General features: G+C 38.9%; 21 protein-coding genes, 1 tRNA gene and 2 pseudogenes. 10 read left to right on the top strand and 14 right to left on the bottom strand.

All coding sequences use genetic code 11. The features are described from left to right. Positions 1-151: 151 nt before the first annotated feature. The 4 genes from ACOALF_RS01700 to ACOALF_RS01685 all read left to right on the top strand — a co-directional run bounded on the left by ACOALF_RS01700 (position 152) and on the right by ACOALF_RS01685 (position 2,706). Positions 152-640 (top strand): hypothetical protein, encoded by a 489-nt coding sequence (locus ACOALF_RS01700; RefSeq protein ID WP_419241718.1) that lies wholly within the window; start codon positions 152-154, stop codon positions 638-640. After that, positions 621-1,385, top strand: a complete 765-nt coding sequence (locus ACOALF_RS01695) for a DUF6048 family protein (RefSeq protein WP_419241717.1) — start codon at positions 621-623, stop codon at positions 1,383-1,385. The genes ACOALF_RS01700 and ACOALF_RS01695 overlap by 20 nt, the downstream gene beginning before the upstream one ends. A gap of 114 nt (positions 1,386-1,499) precedes the next feature. Further along, positions 1,500-2,111, top strand: coding sequence for a signal peptidase II (locus ACOALF_RS01690; RefSeq protein WP_419241716.1), 612 nt, complete (start codon positions 1,500-1,502; stop codon positions 2,109-2,111). A gap of 10 nt (positions 2,112-2,121) precedes the next feature. Beyond that, complete coding sequence (locus ACOALF_RS01685) at positions 2,122-2,706, top strand: lipoprotein signal peptidase (RefSeq protein WP_419241715.1); 585 nt, start codon at positions 2,122-2,124, stop codon at positions 2,704-2,706. A gap of 242 nt (positions 2,707-2,948) precedes the next feature. Here ACOALF_RS01685 and ACOALF_RS01680 read toward each other — a convergent pair whose 3' ends face one another. From ACOALF_RS01680 to ACOALF_RS01670, 3 genes are all read right to left on the bottom strand, one after another. Beyond that, the gene (locus ACOALF_RS01680) at positions 2,949-4,715 is read right to left on the bottom strand and encodes an AAA family ATPase (RefSeq protein WP_419241714.1); all 1,767 of its coding nucleotides are present in this window, start codon (positions 4,713-4,715) and stop codon (positions 2,949-2,951) included. A gap of 44 nt (positions 4,716-4,759) precedes the next feature. Continuing rightward, positions 4,760-5,791 carry a rod shape-determining protein gene (locus tag ACOALF_RS01675; RefSeq protein WP_419241713.1) on the bottom strand — a complete coding sequence of 344 codons (1,032 nt, stop codon included), beginning with the start codon at positions 5,789-5,791 and terminating at the stop codon, positions 4,760-4,762. A 75-nt stretch (positions 5,792-5,866) separates the two neighbouring features. Continuing rightward, on the bottom strand, positions 5,867-6,616 hold the full coding sequence (locus tag ACOALF_RS01670; protein ID WP_419241712.1) for a UDP-2,3-diacylglucosamine diphosphatase: 750 nt from the start codon (positions 6,614-6,616) through the stop codon (positions 5,867-5,869). A gap of 182 nt (positions 6,617-6,798) precedes the next feature. Here ACOALF_RS01670 and ACOALF_RS01665 point away from each other — a divergent pair, with 182 nt between their 5' ends. The 4 genes from ACOALF_RS01665 (at position 6,799) to rnhA (ending at position 10,792) form a co-directional block, all read left to right on the top strand. Further along, on the top strand, positions 6,799-8,271 hold the full coding sequence (locus ACOALF_RS01665) for a glycine--tRNA ligase (RefSeq protein WP_419241711.1): 1,473 nt from the start codon (positions 6,799-6,801) through the stop codon (positions 8,269-8,271). A 204-nt stretch (positions 8,272-8,475) separates the two neighbouring features. Next, positions 8,476-8,552, top strand: a tRNA-Ala gene (locus ACOALF_RS01660). A 29-nt stretch (positions 8,553-8,581) separates the two neighbouring features. After that, on the top strand, positions 8,582-10,306 hold the full coding sequence (locus tag ACOALF_RS01655) for an Ig-like domain-containing domain (protein WP_419241710.1): 1,725 nt from the start codon (positions 8,582-8,584) through the stop codon (positions 10,304-10,306). Between the two features lie 21 nt (positions 10,307-10,327). Next, complete coding sequence (gene rnhA / locus ACOALF_RS01650; RefSeq protein ID WP_419241709.1) at positions 10,328-10,792, top strand: ribonuclease HI; 465 nt, start codon at positions 10,328-10,330, stop codon at positions 10,790-10,792. Between the two features lie 18 nt (positions 10,793-10,810). Here the strand turns inward: rnhA and ACOALF_RS01645 are convergent. The 9 genes and pseudogenes from ACOALF_RS01645 to ACOALF_RS01605 form a co-directional block, all read right to left on the bottom strand. Then, positions 10,811-11,190, bottom strand: a pseudogene (locus ACOALF_RS01645) (transposase); the annotation flags it as partial. Between the two features lie 228 nt (positions 11,191-11,418). Then, positions 11,419-12,615, bottom strand: coding sequence for a hypothetical protein (locus ACOALF_RS01640; RefSeq protein ID WP_419241708.1), 1,197 nt, complete (start codon positions 12,613-12,615; stop codon positions 11,419-11,421). Positions 12,616-12,730: 115 nt separating this feature from the next. Then, positions 12,731-14,224, bottom strand: a complete 1,494-nt coding sequence (locus tag ACOALF_RS01635) for a UDP-N-acetylmuramoyl-L-alanyl-D-glutamate--2,6-diaminopimelate ligase (protein WP_419241707.1) — start codon at positions 14,222-14,224, stop codon at positions 12,731-12,733. Continuing rightward, positions 14,224-16,305, bottom strand: coding sequence for a penicillin-binding transpeptidase domain-containing protein (locus ACOALF_RS01630; RefSeq protein WP_419241706.1), 2,082 nt, complete (start codon positions 16,303-16,305; stop codon positions 14,224-14,226). The genes ACOALF_RS01635 and ACOALF_RS01630 overlap by 1 nt, the downstream gene beginning before the upstream one ends. 1 nt (position 16,306) lies before the next feature. Next, entirely contained in the window at positions 16,307-16,654 is a 348-nt protein-coding gene (locus tag ACOALF_RS01625; RefSeq protein ID WP_419241705.1) for an FtsL-like putative cell division protein, read from the bottom strand. Between the two features lie 36 nt (positions 16,655-16,690). Continuing rightward, complete coding sequence (locus tag ACOALF_RS01620; protein ID WP_419241704.1) at positions 16,691-16,858, bottom strand: hypothetical protein; 168 nt, start codon at positions 16,856-16,858, stop codon at positions 16,691-16,693. Positions 16,859-16,861: 3 nt separating this feature from the next. Continuing rightward, a pseudogene (locus ACOALF_RS01615) lies at positions 16,862-18,363 on the bottom strand (carboxypeptidase M32). 50 nt (positions 18,364-18,413) lie between these two features. Continuing rightward, positions 18,414-20,501 (bottom strand): ATP-dependent DNA helicase RecG, encoded by a 2,088-nt coding sequence (gene recG / locus ACOALF_RS01610; RefSeq protein WP_419241903.1) that lies wholly within the window; start codon positions 20,499-20,501, stop codon positions 18,414-18,416. Between the two features lie 611 nt (positions 20,502-21,112). Further along, a complete protein-coding gene (locus ACOALF_RS01605) occupies positions 21,113-21,691 on the bottom strand; it encodes a phosphatase PAP2 family protein (protein ID WP_419241703.1) in 579 nt (192 codons plus the stop codon). A gap of 191 nt (positions 21,692-21,882) precedes the next feature. On the opposite strand from ACOALF_RS01605, the gene ACOALF_RS01600 reads away from it, so the two are divergent. After that, positions 21,883-23,322, top strand: coding sequence for a sodium:solute symporter family transporter (locus tag ACOALF_RS01600; RefSeq protein WP_419241702.1), 1,440 nt, complete (start codon positions 21,883-21,885; stop codon positions 23,320-23,322). A 24-nt stretch (positions 23,323-23,346) separates the two neighbouring features. Here ACOALF_RS01600 and ACOALF_RS01595 read toward each other — a convergent pair whose 3' ends face one another. After that, on the bottom strand, positions 23,347-24,564 hold the full coding sequence (locus ACOALF_RS01595; RefSeq protein ID WP_419241701.1) for a trans-sulfuration enzyme family protein: 1,218 nt from the start codon (positions 24,562-24,564) through the stop codon (positions 23,347-23,349). A gap of 93 nt (positions 24,565-24,657) precedes the next feature. Next, positions 24,658-25,014 carry a GH25 family lysozyme gene (locus ACOALF_RS01590; protein WP_419241700.1) on the bottom strand — a complete coding sequence of 119 codons (357 nt, stop codon included), beginning with the start codon at positions 25,012-25,014 and terminating at the stop codon, positions 24,658-24,660. Positions 25,015-25,063: 49 nt separating this feature from the next. Between ACOALF_RS01590 and ACOALF_RS01585 the strand changes: the two genes are divergently transcribed. Then, positions 25,064-26,356: a sodium:solute symporter family protein gene (locus ACOALF_RS01585; protein WP_419241902.1), complete on the top strand. Its 1,293-nt coding sequence runs from the start codon at positions 25,064-25,066 to the stop codon at positions 26,354-26,356. The last annotated feature ends 70 nt before the right edge of the window (positions 26,357-26,426 follow it).

The raw sequence follows: 26,426 nt of genomic DNA, 5'->3' as shown, positions 1-26,426 counted from the left end.
TAGAGTAGTTTTTCCATGCAACTGAAATGCTAAAGCTAATGGCCAATAGCCTTTTTAAAGCCATTGTAACGATTATTTGTAACCTTTTTCTTAGATGTTTCTGTCTTGTTCGGTTTCTTGTATCCTGCTTAAATATCTCCGAAAAGCTTTTATGCACTTCTGCCTTTTGGGGGTGCTATCCTGTAAAGACTTTAAAAATTGGGAAAGTAAATACGGCTCTAAGGTTCAAATTAAATTTGAGGAAAAAAAAGATCAATGGATTCTAGACAAACCAGAAGACTTGGGTAGCATTAAAGTTCCGGACTCCTTTTTGATAAAAATAAAAAAACCAGTTTATATAAATAAAAGCTTTAAGCTAGAAAATGGATTAGATATACAGCTCGATCCAGATGCCGATGAAGTCAGCTTTGAGCTAGAAGATGATAGGCATAGGTACTACCACAAAGTGGTTATATGCTATAAACGTACGCTATCTTTGATCTCCCATGAAGCTGGAGGACTGCAAGTACAATATACGATTAAAGATATAAAATTGATTCCTAAAGATAATAAAAAAGCTATTTTCAAGGAATATAAAATTGAAAATCCAATTCCTTTAAAGGAAGAGAAAGCTCAAACGCATGTTACGTTATATTACTAGACCACTCTTTTGTATGGTTTTATATGTTGTTGCGCCGCACTATGTAGTGGCTCAAGACAAACCACCCCGAAATAACATTTGGCCCACTACTTGCTATCTTGGTATAGATGTAGCCAAGACTTGCGTGGGTTGGTACCAAAAAACAGGCCGTGCCTATGAAATACATGGGTCTACTGACTTTAGTCGCATCTTATTGGATCTAGATTATGGATTGGGAACCATTCAGCGTGACGGGAGAAAAGCCAAAGGCTCCTTTGCATCTGCCAATGGTAAATATTTTAGAATAGGCCTAGATTATAATTTTCTAACACCTACCCTCGATCGGAATCAATTTTTTATAGGCTTTCGGTATGCTAGAAGCTTTTTTGATTTTCAATTAAAAAGTGATAAGTTACAGTGCAGCCATCCGCCAAATGAAAGGCGCAGAACTAGCAGAACTAAATGTGTCAAAGCACCCATTTCCTTGCGGAATAGCAGCGGTACTGCAATAGCGCATTGGTGGGAAGTGGTGGCAGGTGGGAAAGTACGCCTGATTAGCGTGCTATCTATTGGCTGTACGGCCCGCTACAAGTTCAATAAAAAAATAGAAAATAATTTATATGCTTTACCATTTGATATTCCAGGTTTTGGGTTAGCAGAGTTTGACCATGCTTTTGGCTATAGTTTGTATATTTTACTGCGCATTCCATTGCAGAAAATCAATAAGGCTTACCAAAAGGATTTTTCTCAAAAAAACGTAACTTAAGCCTATTATTTGAAGCGCATAGACAAATTTTTAGGCCAGGCTTTTCATTTAGTAGCATCGGGTTTCAAAAAAGGTCTATTGTAAAAAGAAAGTATACTACACGTTATTAGTAACATGAAACGATATATAAAATACATTTTAGGATTATTGCTCATTATTCTTTCGGATCAAGGATGTAAGCTTTGGGTGCATACCCATATGCAATTAGGACCAGACCACCAGATTAAAATTTTTGGCGATTTATTTAAGTTTACCTATGTGCTAAACTATGGCATGGCTTTTGGGTTGCAATTTGGTTTTAAGTATGGAAAACTTTTGATAACCTTAGTCCGTCTTTTTGCTTCGTTTTATATTATCTTGCATATTGTTCGATCATTGGATAGGCCCTCCTCCCCTGTTTGGATTTGGGGGTGGATATTGCTTTTAGGAGGTGCTATTGGCAATACCATTGACAGTATTTTTTATGGTGTTTATTTAAATAATGCACCCGATATCGCACCAATGAAGTGGTTCCATGGTCAGGTGATTGATATGCTGCATATTGATTTTTGGTCTAGTGTTATACCCGATTGGGTGCCTATTTGGGGTGGGCAAGCGTTCTCTATCCTGCCTATTTTCAACATAGCAGATCTGGCTATTTTCCTCGGATTGTCTTTTGTTTTTTGCACCTTTAGTGCATTGGCTGCACCAAACAAAAAGGAACAAATCACCGATCTGATCGTATAAATTTCTCTATATGAAACCGTTTCTAAAATATTTTTCTATTGTATTGTTGATTATTTTTGCAGACCAAGCATCTAAAATTTGGGTCCATACCCATATGGAGATGGGGACAGATGGGCAAATCAATCTTTTGGGCAATATTTTCAAGCTTACCTATACTTTAAATCCTGGAATGGCTTTTAGCATCCATCTTGGCTTTAAGTATGGGAAGTTATTGATTACTATATTCCGTGCTGTAGCTTCTTTATATATCTTTTGGTATATCATTCAATCTATAAGACAAAAAGCAGCTGTTGGTTGGATCTGCGGATGGGCTTCGGTTTTAGGCGGTGCAATTGGCAATAGTATAGATAGCATTTTTTATGGTGTCTATTTGAATAATGGGCCTACTGATGCACCTATGAAGTGGTGCTATGGTCAGGTAATTGATATGCTGCATATTGACCTTTGGTCTGGCGTTATGCCTAGTTGGGTACCTATTTGGGGCGATTACTATATATATTGCCTGCCTATTTTTAATATAGCTGATGTAGCGGTATCTGTTGGGCTAATCATTGTTTTATACTTGTTTCGTCCAACTACTTACCCGAAACCTTAATTTTTATATCGTTTCAGCCGGAGCCTCCATCGCGCAATTCTATTTTCTATCCTACTTCTTGAAAGTAACCCATAGCACCAACTCTAAAGTTTTTACGTGGCATTATATTAAATTGATTTTGATCATCTTTTTGATGCACTTCAATCACTGCTTATTTAGGGATGTAAGCAGTGATGCCCACTGCAAGATAGCTGGTTTTTTATCATTTAATCGACCTTTTTATTTGATCCGTTCTTTGTACCCTACCCGTCTTCTTGTCCATATTTGACTGTTAAACGCACTGCTCCAGACTGTTTACGCACTATGTCATAAGTTGCGTAAGCCGCTAATACAGACTTCCCAGAAAAAGCAATACCGCATTCTACTACTTCCTGTACATGGGGATATTGTAGTATTTCAGTATGATAGACCTGTGTCTGTATTTGCGCTAAGGCAAGTTTAGAGGCATTTTCCAATTCTTCTTCTTTCCGAACCTGCTTAAATTCTAACAATAGCGCCTTTTGGCCTTCTTTTTTAGGAATTAACAAAAGATCATAACGACCTAAACCGCTTTCTCGATTGGAACGTATATAATGGGTTATACCCAAGCTTGATAACATCCCTAAGACAAAACCATGGTAAAACCCCTCTGATTTGTTACTTTTTTTGGTATCAAAATAGCTAACACTGCGGCGTAAAAAGTAGCTAAGTTGTTCGACAAAAGCAGGAACATCACTAGCTACTAAATATTTTACGAAAGCATCATATTGTCGCCTTCGTTCAAACTGATTAACAAACCACTCTTGAAAAAATGTGCTATAGAGGCGCCATATTTCATAATTGGGTACTCTGACTGTACAATCATACACGGTAGTGTAGGCACTCAAACTACTGGTTTCAAAGGTCAAGTAACCAGCAAACAATAAAAGACTCCAAAAAGAGGTATCATCTTTATCTAAGATATTAAAAGCAAGATGCTTGTTGATAGATATAACTAAAGCTTCCCCGCGCATCAACTGTTCGAATTGCGCTTTAATGTCCGCATGGGCAGTAAGTACTTTTTGTTCTATCAAGTTATTATTACCCGTATTGACCCAATAGACATCAAAACGGCCCGCTTTATTAATACAAGAAATAATAGACCATGGATTATACATCACCAAGTTCCCTACCTTATATCCATTGTACCAATCTCTTACTTCCTCCATGGAAGTACTAAGAGATTGTGCTCGAAATAAAGGGGCAACTTCTGCTTCACTAAAGCCAAAATGGGCACTATATTCTTCATCTAGTAAAGTATACCTTTCTAGGTTATTCAACCCAGAAAGCATACTATCTTTAGAAACACGCAATATGCCCGTTAACACCCCTCTTGCTAGGGTAGTATTACCTTTTAAAGCAGCACTAAATAAGTTGCGCATAAATGCGACCATAGCATCTAAGTATGCCTTATTACCATAAGCCTTGTTTAAGGGTGTATCATATTCATCTATGAAGATATAAACTTTCTGACCATGGTGTTGGTAGAGGCATTGACTGAGCAACTTTAAAGATGATTCTAATTCTTGTTGATTTGCCTGTTTATTGAGAACAGTATACAGCTTTGTAATCTGTACTTCATGTATTTTATCACTTTTTAATAAATAGGTATGTGCGCTATAAAGCGTTGATATTATTTCATACACTGCATTATAAGCTCCTTCAAAACGATCTGCATGTACATCCTTAAAGCTGATCATAATAACCGGATGCTTGCCTTGATGCTCCCTAATGTACCTACCACCTTCTAACTGGCCAATCGATAGATCATCAAATAAACCTGCTGTAGGTACCCCATTCACCTCTGATGCAAAAAAATGTTGCAACATAGACATATTAAGCGTCTTGCCCCAACGGCGGGGACGAGCAATAAGCGTAACTTTATCTCCCTTGCCAAGGAACTCAGCAAGAATAGCAGTCTTATCACAGAAAAGATAATCACCTTGTACCAACTCTTGAAAGTTATCAACACCAATCGGTAATTTTTTCATGATGGTATGGGAATATTTTATAGAGTATTTAATCCTAATGACCCTTAATTCATCAGCACACTGCGATAGGTCTCTATATCTTTTAATGCAGTACCCGTACCCCTTACCACCGCTTGTAAAGGCTCTTCTGCAACATGAACCGGAAGCTTGGTGATATTATGCAAACGTTTATCTAAACCACGTAATAAAGCGCCACCTCCTGTCAGATGAATGCCATTTTTGTATATATCAGAAGCCAGCTCAGGTGGCGCCATTTCCAATGCCTTGAGCACAGCATCGTCAATTCTTACAGCCGACTCCTCTAAAGCAACGGCTATCTCTCTATAGCTTACCGATATAATCTTAGGAATACCAGTCATAAGATCTTTGCCATGTACGGCATAATCAGCGGGTGGTTCACCTAAATCCATCCAAACAGCGCCTACGGCTATTTTAATTTGTTCTGCCGTACGCTCCCCAATCACTAGATTGTGCTGCTTGCGCATATAGTCCAATATATCTTTATTGAATGCATTCCCAGCTACTTTAATGGATTGATCACATGCAATGCCAGATAAAGAGATAACCGCTATTTCTGTTGTACCGCCGCCAATGTCGACAATCATACAGCCAATAGGCTCTCCAATCTGAACGCCTATGCCTATAGCAGCCGCAATAGGTTCATAAATCATATAAACCTCTTTGGCACCTGTATGAGCAGCAGAGTCCCGAACGGCTCTCTTTTCTACATCAGTGGTACCAGATGGAATGCAAATGATAATTCTATTAAAAAATGGTGTAAACAGGGATAGTTTCTTTTTAGATAACATCTTGATCATCCCCTGAATCATCAGCTCTGCTGCATGGTAGTCTGCAATGACACCATCCCTGAGCGGTTTAATAGTACGTATCGTATCATGCGTTTTCTCATGCATCTGCATAGCAGCTTTTCCCACTGCTATCATCTTATTCGTATTCCGATCTATTGCAATAATAGAAGGCTCATCTACAACAATTTTATCGTTGTGGATGATTAACGTATTGGCTGTTCCTAGATCGACAGCGATATCTATATAAAAATAACTCCAAATTCCCATGTACTATAGAGGTCTAATCATTAAAAGTTTTGAAATAAAAGCTTACTAAATGGTATACGCAGTACCAGTATAGTATTAAAATTTAAGCAATGAAAGGGATAGACCATCAAAACAAGCATAGGTACGATCCGAGATCCAAGCACCAAGGTTACAATACCTGCTTGAATGGTTTAACGCCTTTATATATGGACAATGTGTATGGCCAAATATATAAAATTCATGATGATTAAAAGGTTCTATTTTATCCTTGCAATAATGAAATATACGGTCATTTTCTTCGAAAAACGAAGACTTTGCATGTTTTTTTTTGGTAAGATAACGGTCTACCCTACTATAGACCCAATCCGGAGGCAAAGCCCGCACAAAAGATTGCAGCCAACTACTATGGTATAATTTACGCAATAGCGCATAACCAGTGGTAGGATGCATGGTATCGCCATGGCCCACTAAAAACCGATTATGGGCAATGGTAATGGAAGCTGGTTTTCTAAATAGCTGTACACCACATTCTTGTGTTAAATAATCTATGGACCAGCCATCATGGTTCCCTAAAAAAAAATAGACTGGTATTTCCGCTTTATAAAATTCCCACATTTTTGCCTGAAACCGAATGGCGCCTTTAGGAACAAGATACCTATACTCAAACCAAAAGTCAAAGACATCTCCTAATAAAAATAGGGCCTGTGCTTGTGGTTTTATATAGTCTAGCCAATCCAATAGCTGATCCTCTAGCCAAGGAGAACGATCTATGCCACTGGGCCGAAGGGGCAGATGCAAATCTGATATAAAAAAGATTTTCTGCTCTAGTTTTTCTATTTGTATCAAAGCGATAAGCTAAAAATAAAAAATGGATACCTTTCAGGCAAACGACAGCTCATGAAATACTGCAATGGCCTGGTTTTTAAACTTAATTTAAAAAAAATTATTAGCTTTGGACGATGCCATCTAATGGTGCCAGAGGCCCTGTACAAGCCGAGTTTTTACTTAAACCACAACCAAACAAATAGATGTCTCCTACAGATGCTGCTTTAGATCGGTCAAATCATACTCTTAAAGCATTGATTGCACATGCGCAAGCCTATGGTTTTATCTATCCATCTAGTGAAATTTATGATGGTTTACAGTCTATTTATGATTATGGTCCGTATGGGATAGCGCTCAAACGCAATCTACAAGACTTTTGGTGGAAAAGCATGACCCAACTGCATCAAAACATTGTAGGGATTGATGCAGCCATTATGATGCACCCTACTACCTGGAAAGCTTCTGGCCATATAGATGGCTTTACAGACCCAATGGTAGACAATAAGGATTCTCAAAAGCGGTATCGTGTAGACCTGCTGATCGAGGAGCATGCGGCACAATTGGTGGCCCAAGGGAAACCGGCTGAAGCACAAGACTTAATAGAAGAGATGGAGCACTGCTTACAGGCTGGTAACCTAACTGGGTTAGACAAGCTCCTGCAGCATTTCGCTATTGCATGCCCCCTATCGAAGACGAACCATTGGACCCCTGTACGTCAATTTAATCTTATGTTTTCCACGCAAGTGGGGGCACAAAATGATGCAACGACTCTTTATTTGCGACCAGAAACGGCACAGGGTATCTTTGTGAATTTTTTGAATGTGCAAAAAACAGCACGGATGAAGATTCCTTTTGGCATTGCCCAAATCGGGAAAGCATTTCGGAATGAAATTGTAGCGCGTCAATTTACTTTCCGGATGCGTGAGTTTGAGCAAATGGAAATGCAGTTTTTTATTCAACCTGACACGGAGGCAAAATGGTTCAACTATTGGCAAGAAAATCGCAAAGCTTGGTATAGCAGCTTAGGCATCAACGAAGAGAAGCTCAACCTACATCCCCATAAACAACTGGCCCATTATGCAACCGCTGCGGTTGACATTGAATATGCTTTTCCATTTGGCTTTAAAGAAGTAGAGGGGATTCATTCTAGAACGGATTTTGACCTAAAAAGCCATGAACAGTATGCCAAAAAGAAATTGCAATACTTTGATCCTGACTTGAAAAAGCATTACACGCCATACGTTATAGAGACTTCTGTTGGGCTTGATCGGTTGGTTTTAATGTTGTTGAGCAATGGTTTCGTACAAACGGAGCATCCAACAGATGGGCAAAGAACCTACTTAAAGCTCCCGGCACCATTGGCGCCTATTAAAGCAGCTATTTTTCCATTGGTTAAAAAGGATGGATTAGCCGAAAGAGCGCTAGCGCTGTTTGATACGCTTAAGTATGATTTCCCGCTGATTTATGAAGAAGCCCAATCGATTGGCAAACGCTATACCAGACAAGATCTGATCGGTACGCCTTATTGTATTACGGTTGACTACCAAACACTAGAAGATGAAACCGTCACCATACGGGAACGAGATGCTATGGCACAGCATCGCATCCACATGGCCGAAGTAGCTAGCCATTTAGAGGTTACAACTAGTATCAAATCCTTACTAGCCCGCTTATGAAACCTCTTGCTAATGGCCATTTTGAGTGTAGAAGTTTGTCTATGCTCCTCAAATACACCTGAGTATTCTGCAGTGCTCGACTGCGTTTCTCCTAAAGATTGCTGATTACAAATAGGTTTCACAAGAGGTCATTACAACTAAAAAAGTAGAAGATATTTGATATATTTAAGAAATATTGGTATCGTTGTATAATGTTTAATGCTAGGGGGGTTAGCTCAGTTGGCTAGAGCATCTCGATGGCATCGAGAAGGTCGGGGGTTCGAATCCCCCATTCTCCACCAGGCTTCTTTCGAAAATTGCTTATACCTTCATGATGCTTAAACCCATTGCTGCGCTTTTACGGTGCTTTCATTTTAGCCATTTATTGTTTATTTCCATTATTTCCTGTGTTGCGGTACAGGAACCAGAAGGTGGCCCTCCTGATGAAACGCCCCCTAAACTAGTACGTTCTCTTCCAGAAAATGGGGGATTAAACTTTAAGGGTAAAACCATCCGACTTATTTTTGATAAAGATATTGCGGTTGAAAACCTTTACAATAACTTAGGGATCATGCCTAAGCCAGATGAACCTAAAAATAAAAAAGCCTACACCTACACCGTAAATGGCAAAACCTTAACGCTTAAGCTACATGTTCCTCTAAAGGAAAACACTACCTATTCCATCCATTTTAACAAAGCCATTAAAGATACCCATGAGGGTACTAAGGCAATTGGTGATGCATTAACCTTTAGCACGGGTTCTTTTATAGACCCCATTACGGCTAAGGGAAAAGTAAAAGAATTATTAACCAATAAGCCAGTAGGAGATACGAACGTTTATCTCTATAATGCAGAACGAGACCCTAAAGAATGGCAAGAAGAAGGTACACCGGATTATTATACTACAGCTGATAAAGATGGAAATTTTACCATAAATTGCATACGCTTGGGCCAGTATTATATACGGGCGAGTACTGGTAAAAAAAACAACTATAAAATTGATTATGAAAAGGATCAATATGGATTTTTTAAAGATCCTATCGATTTAAATGAGACGCGAGAGGATATTATCCTCCCGCTTATTGCATCTGACGTGCGTGATTTAAGCTTACTACGTGGTACGCCTCAAAAGGGGATCTTTGAAATCGTCTTTAACAAAGCAATAAAAATTTATCAAGTAACGCCTCTTCAAACGGTAGGGGCTAAGGGAAAGCCACAAGTTTACAGCTTCTTTTCAGAACAATCACCTAAAACCATTACGATTTACAATACTTTTGGGCTTCTGGAGGGAGATTTTTTAAAGGTTAAGGTAAAGGCTGAGGATGCCTTACATAGGGCACTAGAAAAAGATATAACCATAAACTTCAAGGAAGGCAAAATAGACAAAACCAGCCTAAGCTATAGCCTATTGCCGCGCCCGATTCCTTCTATACTGAATGATTTTACAGAATCAATCGTATTTAACAAACCCATTAAAGAACTCAAAGAAGCGTTGATCTATTTTGAAGGCAAAAACCAACAGAAAATTGCATTGAAGCCAGACGAATGGATGTGGAACGAAAACCGCACTAAGCTTACCATACGAAAGCATTTCACGGGAGAAGAGATCATACAGTTTGCTACAGAAGAACAAGAAAAAGACCATAAAAGTAAAGTTATAAAACAGATGGTCACGCTACAGATAGAAGCAGGTGCTTGTATGGCATTTGACCAAACCACCCATAAAAAGATTTGTCAAACCTACCCACTTAGAAAAAAAGAAGAGACTGGAACCATTTCAGGAAGTGTAGATACCGCTACGCCCTATTTTATTATTGAGCTACTCAATCAAAAAGATGAGTGCATCGATTCCATTCGGAATCAAAAAAACTATCAATTTAAAATGGTACCTCCTGGTTCCTATAAAATGCGGCTATTGGTTCTTAATGAAGGGGAAGAAGCGTGGTCGCCGGGGAATATACTTCAAAACATTGAGCCAAACCCAGTAATCTTTTACGAAAAAGAAATCAATGTAACGGAAAACTGGGATGTAACGGGCATCGACTTTAAATTTTAAAGGGTTAGCTTATTATTTCAGATGATTGATATCTACACAGATGGGTCGGCTAGAGGTAATCCAGGACCAGGTGGATATGGGATTATTTTAAAGCACAATGGGTATACGAAAGAGCTATCTCAAGGCTATAGAAAAACAACCAATAATCGAATGGAACTATTGGCGGTGATCATAGGCCTAGAAACGCTAAAACAAATGGGGCAAACGGTTACCATCCACTCTGATTCCAAATATGTAATCCATGCAATAGAAAAAGGATGGCTTAAAAATTGGATCAAAATAGATTTTAAGCATAAAAAAAATCCTGATTTATGGAAGCGTTTTTGGATAGTCTATCAAAAACACTTTGTGCGTTTTTGTTGGGTTAAAGGCCATGCTGGTCACTATGAGAATGAGCGCTGTGATGCGCTTGCTGTGGCGAGCAGCTATGATCATAATCCGCTTGTAGATGCTTATTACGAAAGCAGCATATCCTCAGGATTGTAACCAACGCATTGAGACCGTTGCAATAGGTGATAAGGGATGATTTCTAGTAGCTTTTTTCTGAATAGCTGATTTTAAGTTTCTTTTTTTAGCAAGTTTTCATTGGGCAACCCGCTATAGCCCTTATCTGCATATAACCTACTACCTGCTTTTAGCTTTACTTTATCTAATAAGCCCTGTAAATGACCACTATCATTACTAGATGGTTGTAGTACTGACTGCTAATACCAAACCCTCTTTACTTTCTACAAGGATACGGCGTTTATAGCCATAATAAAAATTATGACCTTTTTTAGTCCAACTTGCCTTTGGATCTACGCCTTTTTGATAACTCTCGGATACGGTTATAGTTCCATCTTCTTGGAGATCATAGATTTTTTACCTTTAGGTCGTCTAGGAGTTAGATACCAACTTATGAAGGTTACTCACTCCAATTGGTAATTTATACGCATTCATATCAGATTATTTCAGGAAATGGAATAATCTAATTGAGACAACTTTTTTCTTTTTCTAACTAAGACCAATCGCTCTCCAAAACTCATTTTTATGGGAATTAATAGATATAAATTATCTGCTTCATAAATACACACAAAAAATACCTAATCAAAAATTGCCATATGGAACGATTCCTATGGCTGATTTTCTGCTTGTGCAAGCAAATGCCTAAGAGGGGAAATCAGTTGGCTAACCTCGTTGCTGACTTGATCAAAACCAGTATGCATACCCGTAATAAACTCAATAAGGGAGCGCTTAACGGTAAGCAATGGCTTTGCTAATGCGCTTAATTTTTTTAAACACCTTTCTACTTGCTCCTCACCACACTCCATATTAGGGTTATAAACGGATAAGAGAAGGTGCAGGTTAGCTATTAGATCGATTATACCAAAACTATACGCTATGTTATAAAACATTTTAAGACTGTCGGCGATCTTCTCTTTCAGCTTAGGCTCATCTTTATATTTGATCTTATCGACTAAGGTAGTCAGTGCAGTATAGACATCTTCAATGGGCTGCAAAGTATATTGCTTCAGCTTTTGCGTATTCTTTTTTAATTGTTCAATGATTTCTATACAACCATAGCCATGCTTCCGGGAACCATATTCAATAGCCTTTTCGAATTGCGCGCGGCAACACTTTTTAAGATTTGCAATATAGCTTGAACTATAAATAGCTTTAATGGTTTCACAAACTTCTTTATATTTTTGTTCAGCATCACTAAGGAGTATTTTTCCTTGCGCAATACTAGTATTAAGCGCGTGGAATATCAAAAGTTGAACAATTTCAGCCCAATAAGGTAAAAGATTGTTATAGAAGTAATGTAAAACCTGAGGGGAATTTTTTAGAGATTTTTTGAATTGTTCAGAAAAATCTTTTTCCCAAAGGCTCAAACACGCTAGATTCCGAAGCGGAACAGAAGCACATAAAGTTTTTAAATCTCCGAAGTCTTGGATGCGCTCTTTGGAGATTCGTTTACAATACACATCACTCATATCGTTATATGGCATCAGATTATAATGGCGTTTTATATACCGCTTACACTGAAGTTCGCTATTCATTTCCATAATGTTACCAATGCTACAGTCGTTTCTTTTGTCATCAATGAACCGACAGCATTCCTGTAACTTTTCTAATAAAATATTGATGATGGCTTCTAAGCCATCATCAGGGACATACAAATCTATACTAGAGAACGTACCCCTTACGTTTTGCATCAGAGATCGAATAGCAGTCATATGATTTTCTGAATGGTGGCTACATCCAAGCGATATGGTTAATAAATTGGTCCAAGCAATAGAACGGCGGTAATAAGTATTGATTTTTCTCATTTTTCATATTTATAAAACAATTTTAATACTACAAAAATTTTATTATAAAAACAAGTATTTAAAAAAATACATTGAGCAGTGTAACCAGAGGTTGTATAGCCAGAAGGATGGGTTTTTATCTATCACTTAAGCTATCTTGAACAATTTGCGCTTCACAGAAGTAGTGTTGCACACCATTAATTTCTTCATAATATTGATGGCCCTTTCCTGCTATTAAAATAAGATCATTTGCATGCGCAAGCAAACAGGCGGTTTTAATAGCCATCGCTCTATCTGCTATATGGAGCACCTTTGAAAGGTCTGATGCATAGACACCTTGCTGCATGGCATGTATAATTTTCTGTGGGTCTTCATCTCTTGGATTATCACTGGTGAATATAGCCATATCACTATTTTTAGCCAGAATCTGGCCAATCATAACGCGCTTTTCTTGATCACGGTTGCCGCCACAACCCATAATGGTAATGAGTCTACTGTACGCAGGAAGCATGGAATGCAAGGTAGCGATTACTTTTTGAATGGCATCTGGTGTATGGGCGTAATCGATTACAACTTGTTTGGATTTTATATGATGAAGGCGGTTCATTCTGCCTAGAATAGGGGGGATGGCTGAAAGCGCTACCAAACTTTCCAGGCTATTCAAGCCCAATAACTGAGCGGCGCCATAAGCAGCCAATAGGTTGCTGGCATTGAATGCACCGATTAGCTGGAACCAAACCGATTGGTGGTTTATGGCTAGGCCATTAGCAATGGCGTTCTGAAAAAGGTCCAACTCTAACCCATACAATGTATTGGTCACTATTTTTGCTCGAAAGTCCGCAGTGTCTTGAAGTGAAAAAGTAAACTTTTTAGCCTTACAATGCTGCAGCAGAATGGAACTATTTCTATCTTGCTGGTTCATAAGGGCAAAGGCGGTAGCAGGCAAGCCATCAAAAAGTTTTTTTTTAGCTTGAATATAACTTGCAAAATCAAGATGGTAGTCTAAGTGCTCATGGGTGATATTGGTAAATACAGCACCTGTAAAAACGATACCTGCTAACCGTTCTTGAACGATGGCATGGGAACTTGCTTCCATAAAGCAGTAGCTGCAACCGGCTGCTACCATAAGATGTAAAGTGGACTGCAGCTGCAATGCATCTGGGGTGGTATGGCTAGCTGGATAGGTTTGGTCTAAAACTTTATTGCATATGGTAGAAAACATGCCTGCTTTATAACCCATCTTCATAACCATATTATACAGGAGATGTACAACAGTCGTTTTACCATTGGTACCGGTAACGGCTACTACTTTCAGTTTTTTGCTAGGGTGGTCATAAAAGTTGGCAGCCATCATCCCTAGTGCACTAGGGGTAGAGGCAACCACTATATAGGTTACAGTGGGCTCAAGAGACTGAGGCAAACGGGCACATACAACCGCACTACTACCTGCTGCTATAGCCATAGCTATATAGTTATGGCCATCGAATTGGCTGCCATTTAGGGCGACAAAACAAGAATGGGTTACTGCTTTACGGCTATCAAAACAAAGGGTTTCTATAGCTATATCTGTTGGACCCAATATCTTTTTTACAGGGACGCCTACTAGAAGTTGTGTAAGACTGTGCATCATCACTTTAATAAAATGGTCACTTCGTTAGAAATAGCTTTAGATTGTGTGGAAACCACCCCATGTATGTTTCCCTCTACCGTAACCTTTAAACCATTTCGCTCTAGTAAAAAGAGTGCATCACGTAGTTTCATACCTAACACATGGGGTATTTCCTTTGAAGATTGGCGTTTGAATGGCTCAAAGCTTCCTCCTTCAGCATTGATTTTCAGACTGCCCCACTGCTCTTCTAGACTGAAGTTTTTAGGTATAGGAAGCTGAAAGCATTGATACAAAAAATTTAACTCGTTGGTATAACCGACGTTAGAAAGGGTGGTGGGATGCACACCTACTGATCCATTAATGGGTTTTCTTGCATACAAATCTTTTCCAGCTATTCTATCCACAATATCTTTAAATATAGGTGCAGGCACTTCTGAACCAAATCGAAAGCTTTCTCCTTGTGGGCTATCTACCACAATAATACAACTATAACGTGGATGATCTGCTGGAAAATAACCAGCAAATGAGGTAAGGTGATGGTCTGTATACCTTCCACCTACCAACTTTTGGGCGGTGCCTGTTTTACCAGCTATTTTGTAAAACCCATGTTTAATCCGTTGTGCAAGCCCTCTCTCTACCGTACCTTCTAACATTAGCTTTAGTTTACGCAAAGTTGCATCTGAGCAGATCTTTTCTTGTAAAATGGTAGTTGGAAAACTGATCCGATGCGTTGATTGTATATGTTGTACAAACATAGGCTTAACCATTTTACCATTATTGGCCACTGCATTGTATAGCACCAATATCTGAAGGGGGGTAATCTGTAAGTTGTACCCAATAGAGAGCCACGGGAGTGTCACACCACTCCACATTTTGCTTTTGGGCGTGATCATATAAGGCTTACCCTCTCCAGCTAATTCAATGGCTAAGGGCTGATGCATGCCCAATCGTTCAATATAGTCAATAAACCTTTGAGGATTTGCACCAAATGTTTCTTGAATGGCCATAGAGATGCCGACATTAGAGGATTTCTCAAATACTTCCTGTAAGTTCAGCAGTCCATACCCTCCTTTTTTTACATCCTTCATCCATCTATTGTAAAATTGCACCATCCCATTTCCAGTATCTATAGGTTTGGTAAGTGGCCACTCTGTTTCCTCCAATAAAGCCAACATAGAGGCCAGTTTAAAAATAGAGCCTGGTTCAACGGTGCCCTGGTTGCCAATGGCATAGTTATATGCTTCTATATATTGCCCAGACTCCATACGAGATAAATTAGCCATTGCTTTAATGGCACCAGTAGCCACTTCCATTACAATGGCGCAACCATTTTGGGCATTGGTTTGCTCAAGAACAGCCAACAAACTACTTTGGGTTACATCCTGCAAGTTAATATCTAGTGTAGTCACCAAGTCAGATCCGTGTACAGGAGGAAACATGTTGCTTTCTGGAACTTTTTTCCAATTGCCCCCAACGACTTTTTGGTATAGTGCTTTACCATCCACCCCTTTTAAAGTTTCGTTAAAGGAATATTCTAACCCAGATCCATGTGTTGCTCTATGGATACCAATGGTTCGCCTAGCCAATTCTTTAAAGGGGTTGTAGCGTTTGTATTGCGCTTCAAAAATCACGCCTCCCTTGAACCTACCTTGGTTAAAAATGGGCCAACAGCTCATTTTTTTCTTTTCTTCATAGGTGATATGGCCTGTATGCAACAACAGGTATCTTTGTTTTTTAGCACGGGCATGTACAATCCGTTTCTTATAGTATGCAGGAGGGTGATCTTTATAAAAATCAGACAATGCTTGACTGAGTGGATCAATGCCTGTTCTAAAGGCCTCATCTGAGGCTACAGTAGGGTCTAAAGCAACGGTATAAAAATGGAGGGAAGTAGCCAATAAAGCACCATCATGGGCATAAATATTGCCTCGGGATGCTAAAATAGGTTTATAGGTCAGTTGCGCTGCTTTGGCACAGTTGCGCCATTTATCTACTTCTACAAATTGTAAGTGGATGATTTTCCATGTAATAAGGGCTACAAAAAATAGAGCAGAAAGAAAAATTATTCTGGCACGCAGTAAAATTTCTTTAGTAAAGGTCACTTTATTTACCAGCTTTGATGATATAAGGGGGGACTTTGCTTTCATAAATGGCTAAGAGGGCAACTTTTTTAGCCACTTCTGATTGTTTGCTATCAAACATATAAGTGGACTGCAAGCGCATATGCTTTACGCGTAGGCCATCTACAACGGGCTGGAGTTGATGGATTTTATGTAACATTTTTTCATGATAATGTGCATTCCAAATATAAAGCAACCCCAAAAAGAAAAGATAAAACAAACGAGATAGGTAGTAGGGGGTGTCTAAAGAGATGCCGTTTAAACACAATCGCTTTTCCAACTGACCAAATAGGGTTCGTTTTTTAATGGGTTTATAGGTGTTTTCTTTCATTGCTAAAAGAGATGTGTTTTGCGCTTTTTAGTTGATTTAAAGGATGATGCGCCTACCCCTTTTTGCTATAGATTTTAGGCTCTTCTTTAAGATTCTCTGTTTTTTTCCTGAAATAATGTATGAATAGTATTCATCGAATCGTCCAAATCGATCAGGGTCTATACCAGTACTACCTTTAATATATTGACTTAAAATTGGTGCCATTGGTTATAAACCAACCAGATTGCTATACTTCCTTGTAATATAATCTTTATAAGGCGCTACAGACAACGGATGGCCTGTAACCCTATTCATGCTTTCCTCGGCGTTATACATTCTGCCAAACTGATGAATATGCTCCTGCAACCAACTATTTATAAAAGCAAGTGAACCACTCGTTATTTTTGTTTCCCAGTCTGGAAAAGATTGGGCAAAAGCGGTAAAATATTGCGCTGCATAAAGCGTACCCAATGCATAGGAAAATAACCAAAATACCCTGAAGACCAATGAACATCTTGTAAACAGCCTTCTGCATCATGCTTAGGTGTAATACCTAACAACTCTTGCATACCCGCATTCCAGAGTTGTGGAAGATCTGATACCTGAATGGTGCCCTCTATAAGTTGTTTTTCTAGTTCAAATCTAAGGATCACATGCAATGGATAGGTTACTTCATCGGCATAAATGCGGATATAAGAAGCTTGCACATGATTGATGTGTCTGTAAAAATCAGTAAGAGATAGCTCGTTAAAATGAGGGAATTGGCTTTGAAACTTAGGGTATATATAAGACCAAAAAGGCAAAGACTTGCCTATCATTACTTCCCACCATCTGGATTGGCTTTCATGTAATCCTATAGAAGCAGCTTGACCAGCAGGCGTAGCCCATTCTTCTTTAGGAAGACCCAACTCATACAATGCATGGCCCCCTTCATGTAAAACAGCAAAAATATTTTGTAGTAATCCACAGTCTAAATTAGTCGTAAGCCTTACATCAGAAGGATCTATACCAGAACAAAAAGGATGTACTGCATAATCTAACCTACTATTTTGACGATTAATGCCCATGGCCTCCAGGAGGAATTGGTTAAAGGCCATTTGCGATGCTTCTGAAAAAGAAGTTTTAAAATAGCTGCTATAGGGGCTAGCTTTTCCATCTGTTTTGCGTACAATGTCACATAAGAAACCCTTTAAGTCCGCAAAAAGTGTGGATAAAGTAGAAGCGGTTACACCGGGTTCATACAAATCAATAAGGGCATCGTAAGGGCTATCTATATAGCCTAATAAGCTAGCTTTTTCTCGATTAAGCGCTACAACCTTTTCAAGCCATGGACTGAATAAGGCAAAATCAGCCGTCTGTTTAGCCTTTTTCCAGACCTCTGTTGCGGTAGTGGTAATAGCATAGTAGGTTGTAATAAAATCTTCAGGGAGTTTGGTAGACCGTTTAAAATCCCTGCACCATTGCTTGAGATTAGATTGTGCCACCAGAGGCAATCCTTCTAGCTTAATTTTTTCTGTTTCGATATCAATCATTGCCTCTAACGCATCGCGATAGCTGCTGCTAGTCGCTTCTTTATGGGCTAAGCCAGCGATATAAGCAAGTTGTTTGGCACGAATATCAATAGCGCCAGCAGGCATATAGGTTTGCTGGTCCCAGCCTAAGAGTGCTTCTACCTGATGTAGCAACCGAATGTGGCTAAATCTTTCTACAAACTTTTTATATGTTAACATAATAGCTAAATTAGGTTTAGCAAACTAAAGAACATTACATGGGATTCCTCCTACCCTATTCTATTCCAACCCCCAGCTGCAGCAAGTAATCTAGCATATTCTCTATAAATTGGCAAGTTAGCAGGATGCTGAAATTCCGGGTCTTGTTGCATAATATCTTTAGCCAACCTACGTGCTGCTTCTAAAATAGCAGCATCTTTAGCTAAATCAGCTATTTTTAAGTTTAGCGCACCACTTTGCTGCAGCCCCATTAAATCTCCTGGACCACGAAGTTTAAGATCCAACTCTGCTATTTCAAATCCATTATTTGTTCTTACCATGGTTTCAATCCGTTCTTTTCCTGTTTTATTTAAACGATAATCGGTCATTAAAATACAGTAAGATTGTGCACTACTACGGCCAACCCTTCCACGCAACTGGTGCAATTGAGACAACCCAAATCGCTCCGCACTTTCTATAACCATAACGGTTGCATTGGGTATATTCACCCCCACCTCTATAACGGTTGTAGTAACCAAAATACGTGTTTCATTTTTTTCAAAACGCTTCATTTCTATATCTTTAGAGGCACCATCCATCTTACCATGGACGATGCCAACAGGCATACCAGGAAAAGCCCTAACAATAGAGGCATAACCAGCCATTAGGTCACTGTAATCCAGTGCAGCAGAAGCTTCAATAAGCGGATAAACAATATATACCTGTCTGCCCAATAGAATTTGCTCCCTTATAAACTGAAAAACCTTTAACCGAAAGTTTTCATAGTAATGTTGGGTCTTAATAGGTTGTCTTCCTGACGGTAACTCGTAAATAGTAGAAAGGTCCAAGTCACCATAAAACGTCATGGCTAAGGTTCTTGGAATGGGTGTAGCAGTCATAATGAGTATATGAGGGGCATACACTTGATTTTTAGTTAACAGACCCGCACGTTGTGCTACACCGAAGCGGTGCTGCTCATCTATGATAAAAAAACCCAGTTCGTTAAACGAGACATCATCACTCAGCAAAGCATGTGTGCCCACTATAATGTTTAGTATGCCTACTTTAAGTCGGTATAAAATATGCTCCCGCTCTTTTCTTTTAGTACTTCCTGTCAGCAAAGTAATATTTAAATGCAATGGCTGTGCAAAAAGAAGAAAACGTTCAAAATGCTGCTTAGCCAAAATTTCAGTAGGTGCCATAATGGCTACTTGTGCATTACTGGCTATTACCACCAACATGGCAAGAAAAGCAACAATCGTCTTTCCGCTCCCGACATCACCTTGTAAAAGCCTATTCATCTGCTTACCAGAACCTAAGTCGCGATAGATCTCTTTAATGGTTTTCTTTTGATCAGCTGTCAAATGAAAAGGCAAATGGTTATGGTAAAACGTATTTAATAAGGATACATTATTAAAAACTTTACCATTTTGTCTTTCTACACGCACTTGCCTTGCCTTAAGCAATTTTAGTTGAATGTAGAATAATTCTTCAAACTTAAGCCTCCTTTGGGCTTGTTTGAGTAGGGTTTCATCACCTGGGAAATGAATGTTTTGAAAGACCTCCCTTAAAGGGGAAAGTTCGTAACGCCTCAATACATATTCTGGTAGGGTTTCCTCTACAGTGGTCTTAAGCTGACTCAGTACCTTTTTTTGCACAAACGCAATTCCTTTGGCATCTAGTTGATTGCGTTTTAATTTTTCTGTACTGTGGTATACAGGTATCAATTGGCTTTTTTGCGTTTGGTGGCCATATAAAGGATAGAGCTCTGGATGAATCAATTGCTTTTGGCCCTGCGCTAAAAAAACAGGCTTGCCCCAAACACGGTAGCGTACATTGGCCTTGATTTTCTTTATAACCCAAGCAAAGTTATGAAACCATACCAGTTCCAATTGCCCCGTATCGTCTTCAAATAGTGCTACCAATCTTTTTTTTCCTTTCTCTATGCTTTGGAGTTTTTTAATATACCCGCACAATTGTACACCAGGCGTAGTAGGGGTTAATGCCGCAATAGTAGATTGGTTGCCCCGATCTTCATACCGAAAGGGATAATGTTTTAAAAGATCCTCATAGGTATGTATACCCAATTCATCCTTAAACAGCTGCGCCTTATCCGATCCTATAAGGTCTACTATATCTCTAGAGAAAAAATGATCCATCATAAGGAATTGTTCAAGATGCCGTAGGCACTCTTTATTTTTTATCCACATCCATAAGAGATCTATTATAAGTAATTTGATATAAATCAAAAAACTTATCCTTATTACTTGGTGGATTTGTGGAAAAGTATAGGCTACACATAGAACTGTGTATAACTTCTACTAGAATATTCTATTTATCCACAGGTATTCTCGATGGTAAAAGTTAATTTGTAATTTTGCTAGTAATATTGAAGGTAAATTATATCAAATATAGTTGATTTTAAGGTAGTTTTATTGCTAAGTGGTTGTATTTCTAAGGCTCATCTGGCTTATATACATGGTTCTTATCGTTTATAAATTATATCTATGCAACTTTATTTATTTCTGTTTATATAGATTGGTTTTCTTGTATAAAGTTAATGTAATGCGCAGTCCAATGGATTTTAGTATAGTATCCTACTAAAATAGATAAGAAGCAGGTTATGTTTATAAAAAGTGGATAACCTTATGGTTCATAACTTTGGTTATAGATTTGGTATAAATGTTGGTATGGTTATGCTTAGGCGGTTTACCTTTAGTTAATTGTGTATAAGTAGGTAAATGTGTCGGTATTTTGTGGAAAATTGAACCTATTTTAGGTACCCTTTTCTTGGCCATTTTGGTAAGCTATTTAGGTTATTACTTTTTTGATAGATATGATGCATGAATATCCCTACGCAGCACCCTACTATAGCACCTGCCAAAACATCTAATGGGTAGTGTACCCCGCCATATATTCGACCGTAGGAAACAATAGTAGCCCAGATAAAAAATAAGCCACTGAATCTGTATCTATTTTTAAAGATTCGCCAAAAAAGCATCGCAAAGGCATAGGTGTTGGCCGCATGAGATGATGGAAAACCATAGAGGCCTGTATGGCTACCTATAAGATGTAGCTGGGAAATAAGATAGCAGGGCCGATATCTTGCAAAAAGTGGCTTGAGCCATGTAGCAGAAATTTGATCTGAAATAACAATCGTTAATGCGAAGAAGACCACACCCTTCCAACCCAATGCTTTTCTAATCAAAAATAGAAGCAAGCTATAGAGCGGTGTCCAAAAAAAAGTACTAGTTATCAGTTTAAAAAAAAGGTCCATCCCTGGATGGTTCCATTGGTTTAATATAAGCAATAATGTTTGGTCCAGTTTATGAACAGTAGTTTGTGGCATTTAACTTTTTACTTTTGCATGAATATATATCTAGGTAAATATAACCAAAATATTGGATCATCTTTGTTTAGTATATGCTAGTATATGTGCACTTTAGTATAGCTTATGTGTGATGTAAATCCCTCAACCATTTGTTTTTATCATCCAAAATACCTAAAATCAATTTTGATACAGCAAAAATTTACTTTTTTATGACATCCTTGTATATCCCCATTTTCATGGTGGTGGTTTTTTTATTGCTTGAATGGCTTTTTCTATCCTATTTTTCCATCACTCCCACTACATTTCGAGACTATGTGGTAAGCACTAAGCGGCATGAAACTCCTCTCTTGGTCTATATTCTATTATTTACTTTTTTAGAAAGTGGATTAATAGTACGTACGGTACAGCAGGTCCATAACCTTGGCCTCCCTTGGATCATTTTCGAGTTTTTAAGTAGTTGTATGCCTTTCTGGATGGTCAGTTCCTTGGCACTACGTATGGCCCCTTTTATGCATAACCTATCTATGTCGGAAACCATAAAACGCATGTATGGCAGATATCCGATGGTCCTTACATCATTATCCAATATTTGCTGCTCTATTGTGGTTGTTGCCATTCAAATACATATCATCTCTTTGGCAATCAGTATCTGTTTAGACTGGGTTGAACCAAATATCATTACTTTTTTAACCATTTTGCTCCTTGCTTCCTATACGGTTATTGGGCGGATGCGTGTTTTTAGTCTAACCAATCTTGCGCAACTCGCTGCTTTTTTAATTACTCCTTTAATTTTGTCTTGTTGGATATTTACCCGTATTGATCAGTCACCATTAGAGCTCTTTGTAAGATTGTTTGATAGTCAAGAAAAAATTCATTTGAGTAGCCTATGCCATTCGGACTTTAATGCCCTGTCCATCATATCCTTATTTTTAGCTAATCAGGTTGCTTGTATACAGCCTTTGATGATGCAGAAAGTGTATATGTCTTCTGATCACTTTCAGGCGCGTAGCGTCTTCTTCTATACGGGTATTTTTGGAGTTATTATGAAGCTTTTTATTCTAGTATTTGGTATGGTTGTCCTTGCAGTTGCTCCCCAATTGTCTTTAGCAGAAATATGGAGCTATATCATAACAGATATGCCCCCTATTTTAAAGGGCTTTGTTGCCATCAGCCTACTTGCTGTAGCGATCTCTGTAGCGGATACCTATTTAAGTACTTCTTCTCTTATGTTTAGTCATGATATCATAGAAGGTATGATGGGGCAAAAAGAAATTCCTTATCGTTATCACATCCGGCTGGCTAAGCTAACAGCGTTACTGATGGGCATGGTTGCGCTATTGCTTAGCGTCTACTGTAATGATTTAATGGAGCTATGTAAATTGTATTTTGATTGTTTTATACCTATAGCAACGGCGCCTTTTATTTTAGCTGTTTTGGGGTTTCGAGGTACTTCCCGAACTGCTTTGGTCGGTATGGTTACAGGTATATTGGCCATTTGGAGTTGGAATAAATGGGTGGAGCCGATTACAGATATCAATGGTGCTTTTCCTAGTATGGTAGCCAATTGCCTAGCTATGGTGGCTGCGCGCTATCTATTGCCACAACCAAAGGAGCAGATAAAGCTTGGCTATCAATATCCAACAAAATAAAACCGATCTAGCTTAATGTAAGCTTTAGCAGCCATTAAAGGTTGCTTCAAGTGCATCAATAAGATCTTGTATAGCTTCAATCCCACAAGAGACGCGTACAAAGCCATCGCTTATGCCAATGGCTTGCAGTTGTATGGAATCCATTGTTCCATTGGACATTACAACGGGATAAGAAATCAAGCTTTCCACACCCCCTAAATTGGCTCCAAAACTCCATGGACGATGCAGTGTCTTCATAAATTGGCTGCTTGCATCGGCTCCTCCTTTCAGTATAAAGTATAACATACCACCATGAAGTCCATTATTATGTTGCCTATCTGCCAATGGTTTTTGCGGAAAACTACCCAATCCTGGATAACCCACTTTTTCTACTTTAGGGTGTTCTTCTAAAAATCTTGCAATTTGTGCCGCATTTTCAGATTGTGCGCGTATACGTAAATGCATGGTCTTAATGGATTGCAAGGTAAAAAAAGCAACCATAGGGCTCATGATACTCCCATGCCTATTTCTATAGGTAAAAATTTGAGGGCCATCTTTTGCAGATGCACAAGCAACTGCGCCACCAATAGTCATATTATGTCCATCATAGTATTTGGTGGTAGATTGGATGACGATATCTGCACCAAATGTTAATGGACAAATCACCATAGGCGAGGCCAATGTACTATCACAAACGTGTCTGGCACCTATTTGATGGGCTAGCGCACTAACCGCAGCCAAATCGGTTAAAGCAAGTGTTGGATTGGTCGGATATTCGGAAAAAAGTAACTTCGTATTGGATTGTATCGCTGCTTCTATCTCGGCTAAATCGGTAAAGTCTACAAAAGAAAAAGTTACGCCAAGTTGCCCAAAAAGGTCACGGGCTACTTCTTGTGTAGTGGCGTAACAACCATTAGAGAGTATGCAATGGTCCCCATGGCGTAAAAAGGTTGCCATAGTAGTCACAATAGCCGCCATTCCCGAACCAAAACAATAGGCCACTTCTGCTTTTTCCAAAGCAGCGATTTTTGCTTCAAGCACTGCAACAGTAGGGTTTCTTGATCCAGAATAGGAATGTCCCTTTTCGAGGTAGTTTTCAATGGATTCCTGTACAAATACGGATGATTGAAAAATAGGGGTAAGCATTGCACCGGTATAGGGTTCTGGGTTCACGCCAGCATGTACCACTTGCGTAGCGACTTGTAAATGGCTACTCGCCCATTTATGCGCAGCAGAAGTGGAAGGTGGTAATGGATTGGGCATGACAAAAAAAATAAAGTGAAATATAGGTTAGCAACTTTCCGCTCAATGTATGCTCCACAATTTAAAAAAATAGCCCGGAAAAGAAAAATGGGACTATGTTGTGGCCATCCTATTCAGATCTACTGGACCTCTAATACCTGGAACCGTTCCTTGATCAGAATACTGCCATATTTTCCAGCTAGCCCAGCCCTTTGGCAACTCGTTTGGTAAGGGTGGATGGTCACGCCATCTAGCTATCCATAGCGGACATTGTGCAACGATATCGGGCGTATCGGATACATAGGCATCCCAGAAGGATGTTCTGGTATAAATATAAGGTGTTCTATTTGCTTTATCCCTGAGGTACCGAACACTTTCTTCTGTAACACGTTGAACCAATCTATAATCAGCTCCTTTGTGTTCCTCTATATCTAGCGCGATAATAGGATCCTTTAGATCAGGAAAGGCCACCTTTCGGGAATATGCAGTAGGGCATAAGCAATTTACTACCGCTACTTTGGTGGCTACGGTGTTGGCTACTTACTATGGTGGAGGAGGGCTGATACGTAATGTACAGTATGTGCATAAGCTTGGCCTTTATTGGATCCTTTTTCTATTTGTGAATAGTTTCAGTATATGGCTTTTTAGCCGGTTGATGGGCCGTATGGGGCCATTTATGCAAAGCCTTTCTATTGCAGAAATGATGGGTAATGTCTATGGTAAGTGCCCAAGGATTATTACGGCTCTGTTTGGTATTGCTAGGTCTATCGTCAGTATTACCATACAAATTATCGCCATGGTCCAAGCAATTAGCATTTGTGTCGACCTAGATTTGGTTAATGCCCGGGTGGTTACCATTTTTGCTGCCTTAATCCTTATTTTCTATGATACTTTTGGAGGCGTTCGTGCAGTTACCATTACAGATATCTTCCAGTTTTTGACTTTTACTATAGTAATTCCATTTTTGGCTTGGTTGATGTTAAAAAAAACAGGTAGATCCGTTATAGAGGTAGTTGCCTTTCTACAAACGCAAGAAAAATTTCAATTGAGTAGTTTACTCCATTTTGATACGAAACTACTGAGTAGGGTTGCGATGATTTTATGTATTATGGTTCCTGATATGGGGACGCCTGAAATTATGCAAAGAGTCTATATGTCTTCTGGACCTACTCAAGCAAAAAAAGTTTTTTTATATGTCTGTTTGTTAAGTGTTGTGATTTCTAGTTTTATCCGTCTGATTGGCCTATTTGTTTTTGTAGGAGGAGGGGAAGCGCTACCAATTGAAGATATTTGGTGTTATATAATCACTAATGTTTCACCTACTTTTAAAGGTGTGGTTTGTGTTAGCTTACTTGCTATGGCGATGTCTACCGCTGATTCTTGTTTAAATGCTTGCTCTGTGATGGTTAGCCATGATATTTTAGGCACCATACAAAAAGAAATGGCTGATGTCTATAAACTTAAAATAGCTAGATCGACCACACTCGTCGTGGGCTTATCTAGTATGTTTTTGGCCTTTTATTGTGATGATCTCTTAGCACTGTTGATGCTAGGTTTTTCCTTTTCTATTCCAGTAATCACTGCCCCAGCTTTATTGGCTATTTTTGGTTTTCGAGGCAGTTCCCGTACCGCTTTAATCGGTATGGCCACAGGTGTTTTAGCCATTTTAGCTTGGAATAAATGGGTTGAACCTGTAACGGGAATAAATGGTTCTTTTATTTGTTTGTATGTTAGCCAATGGATTGGCTATGATGGCCGCACACTATCTATTCAAACAACCGAAAGGGGTAGGTTGGGTTCGCTATGCATCTAGCTGATGCGTTGCATCAAAGGCTACTTTTGATTTTTACTTGGGAATCCTTACCATACAATCTGTACTATTC

The sequence above is a fragment of the Cardinium endosymbiont of Nabis limbatus genome (assembly GCF_965196625.1).
In the GTDB taxonomy this organism is placed as follows: Bacteria; Bacteroidota; Bacteroidia; order Cytophagales; family Amoebophilaceae; genus Cardinium.
Note: the sequence above shows the minus strand (reverse complement) of the source record. Positions and strands in the feature narration are given on the sequence as shown.

Bases quoted from the DNA above. Each gene is read 5' to 3' on its own strand.
- ACOALF_RS01620 (WP_419241704.1), bottom strand. From the start codon at position 16,858: ATGGCACCAATTTTAAGTCAATATATTAAAGGTAGTACTGGTATAGAC.
- ACOALF_RS01685 (WP_419241715.1), top strand. From the start codon at position 2,122: ATGAAACCGTTTCTAAAATATTTTTCTATTGTATTGTTGATTATTTTT.
- ACOALF_RS01635 (WP_419241707.1), bottom strand. From the start codon at position 14,224: ATGATGCACAGTCTTACACAACTTCTAGTAGGCGTCCCTGTAAAAAAG.
- ACOALF_RS01600 (WP_419241702.1), top strand. From the start codon at position 21,883: ATGACATCCTTGTATATCCCCATTTTCATGGTGGTGGTTTTTTTATTG.
- ACOALF_RS01655 (WP_419241710.1), top strand. From the start codon at position 8,582: ATGATGCTTAAACCCATTGCTGCGCTTTTACGGTGCTTTCATTTTAGC.
- ACOALF_RS01640 (WP_419241708.1), bottom strand. From the start codon at position 12,615: ATGAGAAAAATCAATACTTATTACCGCCGTTCTATTGCTTGGACCAAT.
- ACOALF_RS01665 (WP_419241711.1), top strand. From the start codon at position 6,799: ATGTCTCCTACAGATGCTGCTTTAGATCGGTCAAATCATACTCTTAAA.
- ACOALF_RS01625 (WP_419241705.1), bottom strand. From the start codon at position 16,654: ATGAAAGAAAACACCTATAAACCCATTAAAAAACGAACCCTATTTGGT.
- ACOALF_RS01595 (WP_419241701.1), bottom strand. From the start codon at position 24,564: ATGCCCAATCCATTACCACCTTCCACTTCTGCTGCGCATAAATGGGCG.
- ACOALF_RS01690 (WP_419241716.1), top strand. From the start codon at position 1,500: ATGAAACGATATATAAAATACATTTTAGGATTATTGCTCATTATTCTT.
- ACOALF_RS01700 (WP_419241718.1), top strand. From the start codon at position 152: ATGCACTTCTGCCTTTTGGGGGTGCTATCCTGTAAAGACTTTAAAAAT.
- recG (WP_419241903.1), bottom strand. From the start codon at position 20,501: ATGGATCATTTTTTCTCTAGAGATATAGTAGACCTTATAGGATCGGAT.
- ACOALF_RS01695 (WP_419241717.1), top strand. From the start codon at position 621: ATGTTACGTTATATTACTAGACCACTCTTTTGTATGGTTTTATATGTT.
- rnhA (WP_419241709.1), top strand. From the start codon at position 10,328: ATGATTGATATCTACACAGATGGGTCGGCTAGAGGTAATCCAGGACCA.
- ACOALF_RS01675 (WP_419241713.1), bottom strand. From the start codon at position 5,791: ATGGGAATTTGGAGTTATTTTTATATAGATATCGCTGTCGATCTAGGA.
- ACOALF_RS01680 (WP_419241714.1), bottom strand. From the start codon at position 4,715: ATGAAAAAATTACCGATTGGTGTTGATAACTTTCAAGAGTTGGTACAA.
- ACOALF_RS01605 (WP_419241703.1), bottom strand. From the start codon at position 21,691: ATGCCACAAACTACTGTTCATAAACTGGACCAAACATTATTGCTTATA.